11 protein-coding genes are annotated in these 16,302 nt (G+C 39.0%); 9 read left to right on the top strand and 2 right to left on the bottom strand.

From position 1 onward, the window contains the following. Positions 1 to 8 precede the first annotated feature (8 nt). The 3 genes from JHD79_RS09120 to JHD79_RS09110 all read left to right on the top strand — a co-directional run bounded on the left by JHD79_RS09120 (position 9) and on the right by JHD79_RS09110 (position 7,822). On the top strand, positions 9 to 5,891 hold the full coding sequence (locus JHD79_RS09120) for an FG-GAP-like repeat-containing protein (protein ID WP_199118920.1): 5,883 nt from the start codon (positions 9 to 11) through the stop codon (positions 5,889 to 5,891). Positions 5,892 to 6,219: 328 nt separating this feature from the next. Beyond that, on the top strand, positions 6,220 to 7,014 hold the full coding sequence (locus tag JHD79_RS09115) for a hypothetical protein (RefSeq protein ID WP_199118919.1): 795 nt from the start codon (positions 6,220 to 6,222) through the stop codon (positions 7,012 to 7,014). Positions 7,015 to 7,021: 7 nt separating this feature from the next. After that, complete coding sequence (locus JHD79_RS09110) at positions 7,022 to 7,822, top strand: hypothetical protein (protein ID WP_199118918.1); 801 nt, start codon at positions 7,022 to 7,024, stop codon at positions 7,820 to 7,822. A gap of 5 nt (positions 7,823 to 7,827) precedes the next feature. On the opposite strand, the gene JHD79_RS09105 is transcribed toward JHD79_RS09110, so the two are convergent. Next, a complete protein-coding gene (locus JHD79_RS09105) occupies positions 7,828 to 8,607 on the bottom strand; it encodes a hypothetical protein (RefSeq protein ID WP_199118917.1) in 780 nt (259 codons plus the stop codon). A gap of 314 nt (positions 8,608 to 8,921) precedes the next feature. Here JHD79_RS09105 and JHD79_RS09100 point away from each other — a divergent pair, with 314 nt between their 5' ends. The 3 genes from JHD79_RS09100 (at position 8,922) to JHD79_RS09090 (ending at position 10,187) form a co-directional block, all read left to right on the top strand. Then, a complete protein-coding gene (locus JHD79_RS09100) occupies positions 8,922 to 9,401 on the top strand; it encodes a hypothetical protein (RefSeq protein WP_199118916.1) in 480 nt (159 codons plus the stop codon). A gap of 138 nt (positions 9,402 to 9,539) precedes the next feature. Then, positions 9,540 to 9,899: a hypothetical protein gene (locus tag JHD79_RS09095; RefSeq protein WP_199118915.1), complete on the top strand. Its 360-nt coding sequence runs from the start codon at positions 9,540 to 9,542 to the stop codon at positions 9,897 to 9,899. A 9-nt stretch (positions 9,900 to 9,908) separates the two neighbouring features. Next, positions 9,909 to 10,187 carry a hypothetical protein gene (locus JHD79_RS09090; RefSeq protein WP_199118914.1) on the top strand — a complete coding sequence of 93 codons (279 nt, stop codon included), beginning with the start codon at positions 9,909 to 9,911 and terminating at the stop codon, positions 10,185 to 10,187. A 453-nt stretch (positions 10,188 to 10,640) separates the two neighbouring features. On the opposite strand, the gene JHD79_RS23135 is transcribed toward JHD79_RS09090, so the two are convergent. Then, positions 10,641 to 11,636 carry a WYL domain-containing protein gene (locus JHD79_RS23135; RefSeq protein ID WP_199118913.1) on the bottom strand — a complete coding sequence of 332 codons (996 nt, stop codon included), beginning with the start codon at positions 11,634 to 11,636 and terminating at the stop codon, positions 10,641 to 10,643. Between the two features lie 162 nt (positions 11,637 to 11,798). Between JHD79_RS23135 and JHD79_RS09080 the strand changes: the two genes are divergently transcribed. Genes JHD79_RS09080 through JHD79_RS09070 form a run of 3 tightly spaced genes read left to right on the top strand, consistent with a single transcriptional unit; the run spans position 11,799 to position 16,270 of the window. Continuing rightward, positions 11,799 to 12,590 carry a hypothetical protein gene (locus tag JHD79_RS09080; RefSeq protein ID WP_199118912.1) on the top strand — a complete coding sequence of 264 codons (792 nt, stop codon included), beginning with the start codon at positions 11,799 to 11,801 and terminating at the stop codon, positions 12,588 to 12,590. A 19-nt stretch (positions 12,591 to 12,609) separates the two neighbouring features. Further along, positions 12,610 to 13,239, top strand: a complete 630-nt coding sequence (locus tag JHD79_RS09075) for an alpha-ketoglutarate-dependent dioxygenase AlkB (protein WP_199118911.1) — start codon at positions 12,610 to 12,612, stop codon at positions 13,237 to 13,239. A gap of 37 nt (positions 13,240 to 13,276) precedes the next feature. Continuing rightward, complete coding sequence (locus JHD79_RS09070; RefSeq protein WP_199118910.1) at positions 13,277 to 16,270, top strand: S1 RNA-binding domain-containing protein; 2,994 nt, start codon at positions 13,277 to 13,279, stop codon at positions 16,268 to 16,270. Positions 16,271 to 16,302: the final 32 nt, after the last annotated feature.

The raw sequence follows: 16,302 nt of genomic DNA, 5'->3' as shown, positions 1-16,302 counted from the left end.
AATACGATATGATTACATTGCTACGTTCGGCAAAACTCTTAACCCTAAAAACAATTGCTGGGCAAGCCCTGCTTTTACTGGGCGTTTTTACAATAGTTGGAGCATCGGCGCAAGTAAACCCGGTTAATTTTCAGGCGCAGCAAAAATTTGGTACCGATAGGAACCCTATTGCGCCAGTAATTGCCGATATAGACGGCGACGGCAAAAATGATCTTGTAGTGGCCAATTTTAGTGCCCTCAGCATATCAGTTTATTTCAACACTTCATCACCTGGGGTAAGCTTTGGCGCTACCAGCTTTGCCAATAAGGTAGATTTTCCCACGGCAAGTAATCCGGTGTTTTTGGGCGTGGCCGATTTCAACGGTGATGGGAAGCCAGATCTCGTGGTGGCCAATGCAGGCGCTTCAGAACTTACTGTTTTCAGGAACACGGCAACCGCAGGAACAATCAATTCATCAAGTTTGGTCAGGGAAACGGCCCTATTGTCCGATATCGGGATGCGTAGCCTTGCCATTGCCGATTTTGATGGTGATGGCAGACCTGATCTGGCCGCGGTCAGCGCCAGTACCTCGCAATTGTCGGTATATAAAAACACGAGTGCGGCAGGGGGCGGCATCACCCTATTAAAGGTGCTCACCGTAGCCACAGGCACATCGCCGTTTGGTGTGGTTGCCGCCGATTTCAATGGCGATGGCAAGGCTGATGTGGCCGTGGCAAACCGAGGCGATAACAACCTTTCGGTGTATTTGAATAACGCTTCTGGGACAGCCATTACTTTTGCGGATAGGACGGATTTTAGTGCGGGCGGTATTGCACCACAAGCCTTGACCATTGCAGATTTTGATTCCGATGGCTTTCCGGATCTGGGGGTGTTGAACCAAGCTTCTAATCATGTTGCTGTTTTACGTAACAACGGCACGGCAATCTTTTTGGTGGCTGTTACCCTTCCCGTAGGTACATCGCCCAGCGCTTTAGCCGTTGGCGATTTAAACGGCGATGGCAAACCTGACCTGGTGACTACTAATTTCGGTAACGACAATATCTCCGTTTTACTGAACACGGGCAGTGGAAACGCCATCAGTTTTGATCCCAAAACGGACTTTTCCACCGGTAACAATCCCTGGGGCGCAGCAATTGATGATCTGGATGGTGACGGTAAGCCCGATATTGTGGTAGCAAACTATAGCGATGTCACGGATGAAAGGACAATATCCGTTTTACGCAACAGTGCATTTGCACCAACAGAGCAGGCCACCAGTGTGACCTATAGTAATACTACCAATAACGCTACTACCGTGAGCTGGAATAACGGAAATGGTAGCAAAAGGGTGGTGTTTATGCGTAACTTAAATACCTCCACATTTCCAAGCCCGATAGACAACACTACCTATATGCCCGATGCGACCTATGCACAGGGCAGTAGTGTTGGTGGCTGGTATTGCGTCTATAATGGCGCAGGCTCGTCTGTCAATGTGACAGGGCTAACTACTGGTCAAACCTACCGCATTATGGTGTTGGAGTATAATGATATATCCGGGCAGGAAAAATATTTTCCAACTGCTGCAACGGGCAATCCGGCGGCGGTAAGTGTCAACACCTCGCTGATCACTGTCATGCCAAGAAGTGGAGAAGTCGGCAGCACAGTGAGCATCAACGGTAGCGGCTTTAGCACAACCGCCACTCGTAACACCGTTTACTTTGGCGCAACAAGGGCCCAAGTAACTTCCGCAACGACCACCAACTTAACCGTTGCCGTGCCTAAGGGCAGTACGCACCAGCCCGTTAGCGTCATCAGGGAAAGTGGGTCGCAGGCTTTTGCACGTAGCCCCTTTATAGTAACCCGCACCGGCGGCGAAATAGGATTACAGCCCGCCAATGTTTTTGCCGCAGGCACCAATGCCAGTAAAACCCAGGTAGGTGATATCGACGGTGATGGTAAACCTGATTTGATCGTAACGAATAGTTTGGGCATAGCCGTGCTTAGAAATACCACTCAAGATGGTGCAAAAAACAGCACCTTCACGCAGGTTACCTTTGCGATGGGCGGCATCACGCCAACCAATTTGATCGTGGCCGATCTGAATGGCGATGGCAAACTGGATGTAGCAGTGAGCCAAGCCGGGACAGCAAAGATTTACATTTTGGTAAACAACTCATCCGTAGGTGCACCCAGTTTCTCCAGATTTGATATTTTAACAACCGCTAACATTACCAATTTGTTGGTGGCCGATTTTAATATGGATGGCAGGCCAGATATTGCCGCCACAAGCTCTACCGGAAACAACGTGGCCATTTACCCCAACACCACAATTGGAACCTCTATAAATTTTAGCGGAACGCCTGCGGCCACCATCAATTTGGGCTTTACTACAAACAGCATGGTGGCGGCCGATTTCAATGGCGATGGTAAGCCCGATCTGGCCATCATCAACGATGCCAATGCCCGGCTGTATATGGTACAGAACACCGGTACCACTACTTTCTCTTTTGCCACGCAGCCCTATATCACTACCACACCCAATCCCAAACAATTGGCGGTAGCCGATATGGATGGCGATGGCGCAAACGATCTTGTGGTATTGGGCACTTCAATAGTTATTTATAGAAATATCTCTGCCTCTTCGACTATCGAGTTTAACTATGTCTACTTCGCTACGGATAACATCTCCGAAAGCCTTGCTATTAATGATATGGACGGCGATGGTAAGCCCGATATGATCATCACCGGTTCAAAGGCCCTGGCCATTATACGCAATTCGCTTACCTCATCCTCATTTCCCAGAACCAGTTCTGTAACGCCGGATCTGGCCGAAAGCAGGTTTTACCTCGCTCCAACCAATGGCGGCCTTGCCCTTGCCGATTTTGATGGTGATGGCAAACCCGATGTGGCTGTAACCAACAATGCATTGGCTGGCTTGGTCATGGTCTATAGAAATGCCCCCGTCCCAATGCTTACTTCCGTATCGCCGAATAGGGGAACTGCAGGCACAGTGGTCACCCTGACAGGTACCAATTTTAGCCCGGAACCAGCCAACAGTGCCGTATTTTTTGGTGCCGTAAAGGGCAATGTTACAGTGGCAACCCCCACCAGCCTTACCGTTACCGCTCCGGCAAGTGGCAGCTTTAAAAACATCAGCTTTACAGATTTAAGTACGGGCATAGGCCGTATGGCAAATACACCGTTTGCCGTTACCTACCCTAACGGGCTGATCAACTTTGTGCCGCAACAGAAGTTTGCTACTTCCAAAAGCCCTATTTCCCCCGTTATAGTTGACCTGGACGGAGATGGCAAGCCCGACCTTGTGGTGGCAAATTTTGGGGCAAACACCATATCCGTGTTCCGTAATACTTCTGCTACGGGCAGTATAGCTGCCGGCAGTTTTGCCTCCAAGGTCGATTTTGCAACCGGTACCAGTCCGGTAAATATAGCCACGGGTGATCTGAATGGAGATGGCAGGCCTGACCTAGCAGTGGTCAATGCAGGCAGCAACAGCTTTTCGGTATTCATCAACAACTCCTCGGTAGGTGCCATTGGTTTTGATACAAAGGTGGATATCGCTACCATTTCTCCCTACACCAGTCCCAGGGCCATTGCCATTGCAGATTTTGATGGCGATGGATTGAACGATGTGGTCACAAGCTCATTATATACTAATACCCTGCTTACCTACCGTAATGTGACCCCTCTAAATGGTGCTTTTAATGCCATACCTGTACAAGGTATTCCCGTAAGGACAACACCTTTCAGCATTGTTGCCGAAGATTTAAATGGTGATGGAAAGCCAGATATTGCCGTGGCACACTATGGCAGCGATAAGATAAGTGTGATTCAGAACCAGTCTGTAGTGGGTACTTTTATGTTCGCATCGAGGATAGATATTACTTCGGGAACTACGGGTGCACCACAAATATGCAGCATGGCAGTGGCCGATTTTGATGGTGATGGCAAACCTGATCTGGCCGCACTCAACCAGGCCGACAATACCATATCGGTTTTTAGGAACAACGTTAGTGTTGGGGCTGTCATAGATGATTCGGGCTTTGCAACCAAGGCTGATTTTGCCACGGGTCCCAGTCCAACTGCCTTAACTGTTGGCGATGTGGACGGCGATGGCAGGCCCGACCTAGTGACCAGTAATTATGGTGGCAATTCGGCTTCCATATTGCGCAACGCGTCAACTTTGGGTAATATCGGTTTTGCTGCAAAAGACGATTTAGCCACCGGCGATACTCCTTGGGGCGTGGCCGTAGCCGATTTGGATGGGGATGGCAGACAGGATGTGGTAGTGGCCAATTATGCCGACAATACCGACGAGCGTACCATTTCTGTTTTCAGGAATGGTATTGCGCCACCCACGGCACAGCCAACGTCGGTGATGTTTTACAATACATTAACCCATTCAACCAGCCTGTCGTGGAGTAGGGGCAATGGCAGCAGGGTTTCCGTGTTTATGTTGGAGGGCGGCAGTGGCACTCCCGCCCCGATGGTAAATACCGCTTATACGGCCAGTGCAACATTTGGCAACGGCGCTCAAATTGGAACAAGTGGCTGGTACTGTATTTATGATGGAACCGGCACTACGGTGACCGCTACTAACTTAAAACCAGGGACCAACTATCGTGCGATGGTAGTAGAATACAATAATAATGCTGGCGGTTACCAGCAATATTTGTCCGAAACTGCGCAAGACAACCCGTTAAATGTGACCACCACAGCATCTACTGATGCAACGTTGAGTAGCTTATTGTTAGGTGCGGGCACTTTATCGCCTGTTTTTGCAGCGGCAACGGAAACTTATACGGCAACTGTGGGCAGCGCAATAACCAGCATCACCGTAACACCGACCGTAAACCAAGCCAATGCAACGGTACAGGTGAGGGTAAATGGCGGAAGTTACGTCCCAGTAGCCAGTGGCGGCGAGAGTACTGCCCTTTCATTAAACGTGGGCTCAAATACGATCGAGGTAAGGGTTATGGCGCAAGATGGTACAAGCATAAAAATTTACTCCGTTACAATATCGAGGGCTGGCTCTTCCAATGCAGATTTAGCTTCGCTAAGCATTACAGAAGGCACTTTGTCACCAACTTTTGTAACAGGTACGACGACCTACACCGCTGTCGTAACGGCAACGAGTTTAAGGGTAATTGCAACCGCGGCACAAAACGGTGCGACCATTACCGTTAACGGCAGCCCGGCAATCAGTGGAAATGCATCGGGAAATATTGCGTTAAGTACCGGCTTAAATATCATTACCGTTGTAGTAAGCGCTCAAGATGGCGTGACGACCAAAAGCTACACGCTTAACATCACTCAAGAGTCGGTACTACCGGTTTCCTTGATTTCTTTTACCGTAAAGGCGGATAGAAATTATGCACTATTGAATTGGGCCACGGCTGCAGAGCAATGGAATAAAGGGTTTGAGGTTTGGAGAGCGGATAGCGCAACGCAAAGGAACGAGGGGTCAGCGGAGCCAACCTTTGTTAAAATTGGAAACGTAAAGGCTTCCCATGTCGCAAATGTCAAATCTCAAATCTATTCTTTCACAGATAAACAGCCTGCCAATGGCGCTAATTACTATAAACTGATACAACTAGACGACGACGGGAAATCTAAGAATTTGGGAACCAGGATGCTAAACTTTAGCTTTTCGACCTCGGAAATACGACTTTACCCGAACCCCACGGACGACCTCATTACGCTATCTTTCAGCGCAGCAACTTTTACCTGGTTAGAGATAATGGACGTAAACGGTAGGGTACTGCAGAAAATCGGAATCCGAGACGGCGAGATTACTAAAGTGGTTTCGCTGGGCAGTTACCCCGCAGGGATATATATTGTCACTGTACAAGGCGCTAGGGAAATAGTGCAGCTAAAGGTAATTAGAAGATAGTATCTAACGAATTGATGGTATCCGCAGGGAGAAATCGAACATCTAACCTTTATCTGAATTATATATATACCTTGCTTTTTTCTGCTTCTACAGTGGGTTCATTTGGAATATACAAATATCGAAGCTTCACATATTTTTAGATTGCCGATATAAGTTGTTAATAGATAATAGTTTGCTGTAAAACAAAAAGAGGACAATCAATTTTGATCGTCCTCTTAAGTGATCCCGCTGGTACAAATATCGAACACCTTTATTGAAGATTGCAAGAAAATAATAGCATTAAAATTATAAGGGAATAGTATGAAGTTGAGTATATTTATAGCTAACTATGAAAGAGGACGCACCAGCCTTTAGGCTAAAATATAATGGAATAGTGGTTATCCAATCGCTACCTGATGATGAAAAGCAAACAGGTACAATATTGTATGATGACATAATAGCAAGGCGCTGTGACCAGAATGGGCATGGCAAATATTTTTATAATCCTTCATCTAAAAATGAATTAATAGAGGTGCTAAATATCATTTGCGACAATGTTCTTAATGATGATCTGCTCCCAATTTTACATTTTGAAATCCACGGATCAGAACATGGCCTTGGTTTAAAAAATGGCGATTTTGTTGTCTGGAAGGAACTACAAGAATATTGCAGATTAATAAACGTTAAGACTAAAAATCAACTAATAGTAACATTAGCTACATGTTGGGGTAGCAGTATCTGGAAAATGATTGATATCGGTATTCCTGCCCCTTACTGGGGATACATTGGCCCTAGAGAGAAAATTGGAGCTGGTGATATCATGGAGGATTTCGGTGAATTTTATGATAGTCTTTTAACTGAACAAAGTTGGGATAAGGCTCTTGAACGGCTAGTTGAAAATGGAAACCGAAAGAAGTACATCTATTTGCATTGTAAGGGAATATTTGAATATTATATTGAAAAAAACTACAAAGGCACCACTATCAACAAGCAAGAAACTTTTAAGCGTTTAGTTGGTCAAACAAAAAATCACTACCCACAACTGAATAGGGCTGATCGGAGGAAACGTTTGAAAGATAACCTAAGGCAATTTAGTAGAGAAAGCTTTATTGCCAAAATGAAGAAGGCGTTTTTAATGACTTGATAACACTATGGCAAAGGATTATAATAAAGATTTACGTAGTACCATCTTAATCTGTTCCATTAGATGTGAAGAAGCTGCGTCAAGTGCTTTGAAGATGCTTCTAAGGACTATCAAACCATCTTCTAAAACTCTTGACAATAAATCAAGCAGCCTTTCCTTTAAAAGTAAAATTGATTTGCTATCAGACATCGACGATTTAAAAGCAGAGGATTACAAATTTATGATTAAGTTCATGGAGATCAGAAACCAGTTTATACATAATCCTGATTGTAATTCATTTGTTGATTTAAGTATTACGGCAAAAGAATGTACGAATTTCCTAAAAACTCAGTTGTCGAATCCTATTGAGGATGAAGAGCAGAATCTAAACCATAGTTTTAAAGAACTCTTTATTCGTGTTTTAGGCACACTACTTATCCTTAAAACGGAATATCGTCATGGGTTTACCCACGAAATGCATAGGTATGTTGACACAAAAACCCTAGAAAAATTCAAGGATATATATTCTTCTGCTTTTAGTAAATGGAAAGCATACAAAGATTCATTGCTAAAACCTGTCTACCGGATGTTTACGCTTGCAGATAACTCTGAAAACGACGTGCTTGCTTTTGAAAAATATATTACCCTGGAAATCATTGACGAAAAAATCAAGTTACTTGACGCTATTAGTAAACGTGAAATTACTGAAAAGGACGTTTTCAAAAGAAGAGTGGATATTATGGAAAATCTGAAAAAAGAGAAAGAAGAAGTACAAGACGAATTGACTCATCAACCTGAAAGGGCATTTGCAACAAAAAAACAATCTTAAAATTACTATTTCAATAAATCACGAGCTGCCTGTATATCAAGATTCAGTTTTAACTCTTCAGGTTGCCTAGAATTAACGTCAATCATCAAATTTTCGATTTTATCTATTATTTTATTAGCAGCCTTATTACTTTCTGCACTGTATTTTAAAAATTTGTCATGTTCTATTCCAGACAGCTTCATTGTCAATTGTTGTAAAGGCATAAACGCTTTAAGAAATGCGATAGCCATATCTGCGGTATATTGTGGGTCTAAGGATGTTACAGTATCATACCATAGTCGAAAATCCTTATTAATATGACCCGCGACTTTGTGTCTAACGTTCTTTATCAGCGTATTTAACTTAAAGTCTTTAATGAAATTTCGTTCTAATAGAGCAATGGCATTGAACTCTTGAGCTAATTCTGGCTGAGAGATATTTATAAGAGACCTTAAAAATTGCTTTTTGCTATTATAAGTATCATAAGCTTCATAAACTATTAAATACACTTGTTTCATGTAAAATATCTGTTTGAGCCTATTTTTCGTTAAGTAGAGCTCTGTAGTGGTAATAGATAAATCAACTGAGGCGATGGTTACTAAGGCATCAAGACTGTAAAGGCCTTTCAATGTCTGGAAATTCTGACCGGTTTGATATTTTAAATCTAAGCTCTCGTATATATCTAGATCAGCAATCCATCTGTTTAAACTATCTAGGCGTTCTTGATAAAATCCATAGGTCTCGTTTGTAGTTTCGTAAAGATTTTTACCTGCGGCATTGGTATTAATAATAATTTGTTCGTCCATTGCTTACTATTGTTTAGCACTTTATAACCCTAATGTAAGCATATTATTCTCTATGAGGATGGGTAGTAATGCATCAATGCTGCAATCCAAATAGTATATTAAGTAAGTATAATATCGCTTTATATTGATTGAACCCATAAAACATAAATGCCTAGCATATGTACCATAGAAAACCTCTTTTATAATTATTTGGTCACTTTTTCCACACTGAGCGGGCCAAAAAATAAACTTGTTATCGGTTTAAATGATAAAAGGTATCTGTTGATACCACGGACAGCTACTTGAGCCGATATGCCTATTTTGCGCTGTACGACATGATGTCGATCTATGAAGAAACAGATTTTGAGGATTACTATTGGCCAGGTTTCTTCGATGAAAAAGAGGAAAGCAAGTATCTGATGATCAGAATGTACAAGGGTAGCCTTGTTGTTTTTCCAAAAGTCCGCTACAAAGGACTTTATAAGCCTGAACAGACTCTTCCCTCCATAGGGGATAAAATACAGGGAACGAAGCAAGCCGTTGCAATCTTCAACGAAATTCCGCCCAAAGATACTCAGAAAATACTGGGCTTCTGTCTTGCAGACACGAGTACCGAGAGGTGGCATACCAACCACTTTCCCTTTCTTGTTCCCTATACAGGCATTCTGGACAACAACAGGACTTTTGTAAAGGGATTCAGTAAGTATGTATTAGGCTATGGCAATCTTACAGATGTACAGGTTGATCCCATTCAAGATAAACTTATTAATATCTGCATCGAAATGAGAAAAATAGCTCTTGTAAAATACCCATAATATGGGGACGAAGAGGATGTAATAGACGAAAAAAGAACAGCAAACAGGGAAAACTTTGCCAGATTACTTGGACTTTGGCATCAGGCTCTCCCGATATTGGCAGGTAGGCTCTATGTACATTACCGTTTTACCTATGGGATGCGGAACATTAAGGGAAAGCCATCCAAACAGGATATGAAGCCTTGTATCATCAGTAACGAAGTTCCAGAAATCTGTTTCCTTTGGAAGGACAAGGGCGATTATTTCAAGCTTGAACTGCGTTTTGTAGTGGGTGGAAAAATGCATGAGGTATCGCAGTTTTTTGATACTGCTTTTTTTATTACTGCTTCAGGCGATCCAAAAAGGTACTTTCTCTTAAGCTCGGTAACGGAATGCGAACTGATCGCTTTTTTTAGTAAGAGCAATTTTCAACTGCTGATGGTAAAGACCCATTATGAAGATTATTGCAGGGAATTTGTTGGCAAGCTTAGGGATAACTACAGATTTATAAACAAATAATACACTATTATGGACAAGATAAAGAAGGTGCTGAATTATCAACCTGCCGATATCCGTGAAAGCGATATCGATAATCCCATTTCGGGAATGAACTATTTTTTCGTGAACCATCCACTGCACGAATCAAGGGAGAAGCTTTGGAGACTTTATGAAGGCTGGATTTATCTAGCCTCGGAATCTCCCGATGGAGAAGAACTGAAGGATATGATTTTTTTCTCTAACAGTCTTATAGAGATGCTGAACCTTTGTTTTGTGTTTACAGAAAAGAATAAAGAAGTTCGGGAATGACTGGTGATTACCACTCAATTTTTTTGTTGCACAAATTTCTGAACCATCCATTTTCGACAAGGCCAAGCCCTTCGGGTTTGCTAGAAAAAAATCATCCCTGCTCGCTGCGCTTGCGAGGTATTTTTTTCTGCAAAGCCTTGTCTTGAAAATGGATCGTGTTCAGGAGCGGTGGTTTACCAAAAAGATTGGAGTGGTTTGCTCGTTAATAAGTAGGTTAATTTCAAGGTGCCAAATTGGATTTCTGAAAATGAATAGAGCTCTAATATAACTTTTAAACATTTAAATTTTTATGATTTGCATATATATCCCATTGTAGGATAAAGCCGTGCAACCATTAACATTTGTGTTGATATTGGACTACAAAATGTCCATGCTTAGCAAAATTATAAAGGTGTTTTTTCCTTCATATAAGCGATCCAAAAAAAAACACATTTATTTTTGCCCACCACACTATTAATACAAAAGAGTAGTCTTATTAATCCGATCCAAAATTGTTTTCTCAAAAGACTCTGGACTTAATACTTTGACAGTTTCCCCAAACGACAAAATTAACTTTTCTAACTCATAATTGGGGACTACGTTAATTGTAACTTCAAGACCATCTTCCGTGTTTTTACTTTTTTGCGTTGGATGTATTGGTTTCGTTAAGACATATGGAGCTTGACTTGGCGAAAACCACAACTTGACAGTTTGTAATTCATAATCAACTTTTTTAGTAACGCCAATAAAATCGTAAAAATAGTCCTCCCAATCGACCTCAGTTTCAATGTACTTGGCTTTGGTTTCCTCAATAGTCTTAATCCTATCTAATGCCATATTCCAGTGTTCATTTTTTGTAAACTCATTATAACCGAAGATGAACCAACGATTATTGTATTGTTTCAAATAATAAGGATGAAAGGCAATAGTATATGGTAAGGGACTTTTGAAGTCTTGATATTCAACGGTTAATGACCGTTTGTTTACAATAGCATTAAATAATGGCGTAATGAATTTTGAACCTTCATAATCCAAGTTATTATCAAATGACATAACTTCTCTCTCAAGTGTTACTAAACCAAGTTTAGTTTCAATGGCTGGAATTATTTCATTGATAAACTCAAATTGCGGAATACCCTTGAACCTTGATAATACTTGCAGAGCAGACTTTAATTGCTTTGCCTCTGTTTCGTTTAAAGGTTGGTTATTTATAGAATATGCCGAATCGGAATATTTGAAATACACCGTTCTCCCATCTTTGTATTTTTCAATTGGAGCTTTCCATTCCGACAATTCCATATACTTCATATCTGCATAAAATTGAGTTTTCCCAATTCCTTCCAAACCCTCTTCTAATAAAGATTTGTTGGCTTCATCTATTAATCGTTGCCAAGTGTATCTGGCTCCTTTATTCCTTAGACACCTATCATAAGCAAGATAGCGTGTTAATGCTTTTTTATTTATCGACACATTTGTTCAGTTAGACTGAACAAATGTAGTGTTTGTTTGCGGCGTAATCAAAAAAGTAATTTAAAAAGCATAAAAAATAGAAATTTATAAGTTCAGTTTGACTGAACACATCGGTTCCATCTTTGTGTCATTAAATTAATATTTAAATCAAAATATAAAAACATGAGCAACAACTACGCGAACAATTTAAAATCTGCAATTGCAGTAAACCCAACTTTCAAAGCAATTTGTGAGTTTAATATCCAACAATTTCCAGTTGATGGATATTCAAAATATTATAACCAACTTGGAAACGGTATAGCCATTTTGCAAACAGCCGAACAACTTAATACCTATTTGGCTTCATATGCAGATATGCATCAACACAAACTTAACCTTGCCTTTACTTCATTGTTTGGCAAAGAGGATTTTAACAACAAATCAGCTGAAATCATAGACTGGGGTTGCGGACAGGCTTTCGCATCTTGTGTTCTAATAGACTTCATCAAGAATAACAACATCAATCTTAATTTGTCCAAATTCACTTTAATCGAGCCATCCACAATGGCGTTACAAAGAGGATTAGAGCATATTGATGCTATCTATCAAAGGAAGCAAAAACCTCAAACATTTTTAATAAATGAAAAGGCTGATACCAGTCTTTCTATACAACGTTGTCAGTCAAGTTGTAAAATCAAGATTCACCTTTTTTCAAATGTGCTTGATATAAACTCATTAAACCTGAATCAAATATTTAAAAATGTAACGAGTAATTTTGCTGGCTTGAATTATTTTGTTTGCGTAAGTCCAATAAATGAAATCCGATTACAAACATTTTACAAAATGTTTAATCAGTCAAATCTATTGTCATCAAAGAGCAACTCTATTGTAACCGATGTTTTTCGACCAAGTGCAATGAAAAAGATTGCAAAATCAATTTCAAGAGTAGAATACATTTTCAAAACTAACCTATAAATAATTAAATTTACAACATATGAACAACAATATTCAAGCGGATTTATTCGGGCTAACAATGGAAACCTCGAGCCCGATAATTAAATTGCAAGATGCTGAATTGCTTTACCGTCCTGCATTTTACGATAAAGCAGAAAGCGATGAAATTTTTAAAATACTTTTGGAAACTATAGAGTGGAAACAGGATAAAATAGTAATGTATGGAAAGGAATTGCCTTTACCACGCCTTTCGGCATGGTATGGAGACAATAATAAGCCTTATACCTATTCAGGAATAAGGCTTAATCCATTACCCTGGACCGACGAACTTCTACAGATAAAAGAGAAAATTGAAGTGGAAGCTAAAGTTAAATTTACGAGTGTACTATTGAACCGATATCGAGACGGCCAGGACTATGTAGGTTGGCATACAGACTCAGAAAAGGAGCTGGGTGAAAATCCAGTTATTGGGTCGATAAATTTTGGAGCTACACGAAGATTTCAATTGAGAAGAATTGACGACCACAAAGACAAATTTGAACTTGAGCTAAAACACGGGACTTTTTTATTAATGCAGGGCAGTACACAGCAATTTTGGCAACACCAAGTCCCAAAAACTGCAACTAAAATAGGCGAAAGATTGAACTTAACCTTTAGGGTAATTGCGTAACTAATATCTTTTTTGAAAACGAAATAAATTAAACAAAATGAACTTTATATTAAATAAAATTAATACAGAAATTCAGAACCAAGAATTTTTAAATAATGAATCGTCAGATTTAAAAGAAAACTATCGTGTCAGATGTGAATACCTCTTCATATTAATGCTTTCATATTTGGTAGATAAAAAATTAAGCCATTCATCAATTAAGGAAGAAATATTAAAAATTTTAATCAAGCCCACTCTCGGGTCAATTTTATACATTATTGAGAAATTAGATAATGAAAACACGATTGTAAGTAAAAATGCAATTGAACTTTTAAGAAAATATAATGCATTTCGAATTGACACTACAGGACACGGCTTTACATATGATGATTTTTTAGACGAATATATTGCAGAATTAAATACTATTTATGCCGAGTTTCTAAACGCAAACCCAAATTTCACAAATTCAGATATTTATTTTGTTTGTCCTTTAAGAATAGAAGGAAACTCAGTAAAAGGCAAAAAATATGAGCCAAATGGTACTATTAGTTTGTGGAGTGGCGATTTACGTAGTTACGATTTTGAAGTTGGCGAAGTTTATGGTTACTACTTAAAGGCTGGACAACTTAATCCAGACTTTTTTCGCCTTACCCCATTTATTCACATTGAAAATGATAGCGATATTTATTTGTTTAAATGTGTTGAACAAAAACTCACTGGTGCTATAAGGTATAATCAAATTTTCAAAACTAATAAGCCAATTAAAGAATGGCCGTTTTTTTCTAATTATTATCAAGCAAAAAGCAAAAAGGTTTCAATAAGCAAAAACAATACAATCGTAAACATCTTTACACCGAATTACAACCAACATACTTATATAGAATTGGGTGAAAATAAAAATAAAGTTTACGAATTTTTAACTGGCACACCTTCAAAAAGTTCCGTTTGTGCAAACCTTTGGGGGCACGGTGGAGTTGGTAAAACAGCGACAATTCAAAACATTATTGAAGAATTAAAAAACAGCGACACAAAACATTTTAACTTTATAATATTCCTTACTAACAAGGACAGATTCTATAATGTTTACAAAGACAAAATTGAAACGATTGGAGATGACGAAAGAATAAAATCTTTCGAAGAATTAGTAAAAGAAATTAACATTGTCCTGAACGATAATGATTCCGCAGAATTCAACGAAAATAAAATCATTGATTTTGATTATGGAAAAATGCTAATCATTATTGATGACTTTGAAACATTTGGCAGTGAGGACAAACTCAAAATAAATGACTTCATTAATAACCTTGACCCTCACCACCATAAAGTAATTATTACAACACGTTCTACAGTTAGAGTGGGTGGTGCAGATATTAGTTTTAACGAATTAAATGAACAGGAAACTGTAAATTTCTTAAAGAAAATATTTGCCTCCTCCAGCACTCCATCTAATAAAATTACTGAGATTGAAAAGGAGTTGAATGATCCTGAACTAAAAAGAAAACTAAAAATCATCACGCTTGGACGACCTTTAAGAATACTCCAATTTGAGTTCATATTTAATTCTTTCGGAACAATACACAAAACCATAGAACATTTCATTAAATCGCCATCTGATGAATTAAATGACTTCTTCTATGGCAGATTTTATGATTACCTGAATAAAGATGCTCAAGAAGTGTATTTGGTTATGGGAAAAATGACATTTGACGAGGATTTAATTTCAACAATCTCAAAGGTTAAATATTCACTAATATGGCCAGAGAAAAATGAGGATAGATTTAATAAAGCGATTCAAGAATTAGAAAAATTAAGAATTATAGAATTATTGGATGGTGAACGGTTTAAGGTTTGGGATAAAGATATCCTAAAAGGGATGATTACCTCATTTACTGACAAAAAGGATACAAAAGATTTTAATAAGGGAAATATTAATCAACGTATAGAACAAATTTCAGGAAAGGAAAATTTGTACGATTCTTTATTAAATGCTGCAAGAACGAATAAAGTCTTAGAAAGGTCTGAAGCAGAAATAAAAAGCGGTTTTAGGCAAATATTAAACAAGGAAGATTCCCCGATTGAAACAAGATATCAAGCACTATTTGAACTTGCTAACTACTATAGAATAAATTTAGGTAGTCCGAATACTGCGTATGAGGAATATCAAAGCTATGAGCAGACATTTAAAGGATATTTGCCTTACATCAAAACATATTCATTATTTTGTTATGAAAACGATATGATACATAAATCTATCGATATGATTGAACAGGTACTAAATAAGAAATTAAGCCATACCCCATTAAAGATGGAAGATGAATTGGATTTTATGGGGTTGTTAATTACAAGGAAGAAAAAGCAATTAGTTGACCAGATTATAGGCCAAGGTGGTGCAAGAGCTCTAACAAAATCGTTTGAATTACTTTCTGATTCTCAAAAGGATATTAAGCAAAGGGTAATTTCATTTATTGAAAAGACAGGTTTGCCATTATTTGAGAAATTCCAAAAACATAATTTTATTGACAAAGGGAAAAAAACAAATGGTGCAACAGGATTAAGGCATTTAGCGGATTTAGCATTATTGATGAAAAAGAATGATTTAGTTGAGGAAATTTGCAATTATTCTATCACAAATTTAGATGATCATTGGAAAAATCAATTTAAGCAAATTTTAAATCAATCAAAATCTAATACATCATTTAAAAAAGCCTATTCACCTCAAAAATTCAGTCCTAATTTGGATTTAAAATCTATTGATTCCTTGAACAAGGTTAAAGAAAGTCTTGTTAAAGCTGCATCACCAATCAATAATAAAACCGAAATATTAAGAGGTGAAGTTACCGGTATTCATAAAAACTTGAAGACTGCCTTCGTAACCCTTGAAAGTCGTCAGAAAAAAGCTGTAATTCATATTGACGCCATTTCAGATGAAATAATTTCGGACATAAACCAGTTCTTGTACATTGGTAAAAAAATAAATGTGAAAGTACTGCGTGAGGAAAAAAAGGGATTAACATTATCTATGAAAGGAATATGTCAGGATGTTTTGAACTGAGACTAGAAGATTATACCAAATACTACCTGTTC

Source organism: Pedobacter sp. ASV28 (assembly GCF_016428855.1).
GTDB lineage: Bacteria > Bacteroidota > Bacteroidia > Sphingobacteriales > Sphingobacteriaceae > Pedobacter.
Note: the sequence above shows the minus strand (reverse complement) of the source record. Positions and strands in the feature narration are given on the sequence as shown.

Coding starts and splice junctions, on each gene's coding strand:
- JHD79_RS09115 (WP_199118919.1), top strand. CDS start 6,220: ATGAAAGAGGACGCACCAGCCTTTAGGCTAAAATATAATGGAATAGTG.
- JHD79_RS09075 (WP_199118911.1), top strand. CDS start 12,610: ATGAACAACAATATTCAAGCGGATTTATTCGGGCTAACAATGGAAACC.
- JHD79_RS09120 (WP_199118920.1), top strand. CDS start 9: ATGATTACATTGCTACGTTCGGCAAAACTCTTAACCCTAAAAACAATT.
- JHD79_RS09080 (WP_199118912.1), top strand. CDS start 11,799: ATGAGCAACAACTACGCGAACAATTTAAAATCTGCAATTGCAGTAAAC.
- JHD79_RS09100 (WP_199118916.1), top strand. CDS start 8,922: ATGATGTCGATCTATGAAGAAACAGATTTTGAGGATTACTATTGGCCA.
- JHD79_RS09070 (WP_199118910.1), top strand. CDS start 13,277: ATGAACTTTATATTAAATAAAATTAATACAGAAATTCAGAACCAAGAA.
- JHD79_RS09090 (WP_199118914.1), top strand. CDS start 9,909: ATGGACAAGATAAAGAAGGTGCTGAATTATCAACCTGCCGATATCCGT.
- JHD79_RS09105 (WP_199118917.1), bottom strand. CDS start 8,607: ATGGACGAACAAATTATTATTAATACCAATGCCGCAGGTAAAAATCTT.
- JHD79_RS09095 (WP_199118915.1), top strand. CDS start 9,540: ATGCGGAACATTAAGGGAAAGCCATCCAAACAGGATATGAAGCCTTGT.
- JHD79_RS09110 (WP_199118918.1), top strand. CDS start 7,022: ATGGCAAAGGATTATAATAAAGATTTACGTAGTACCATCTTAATCTGT.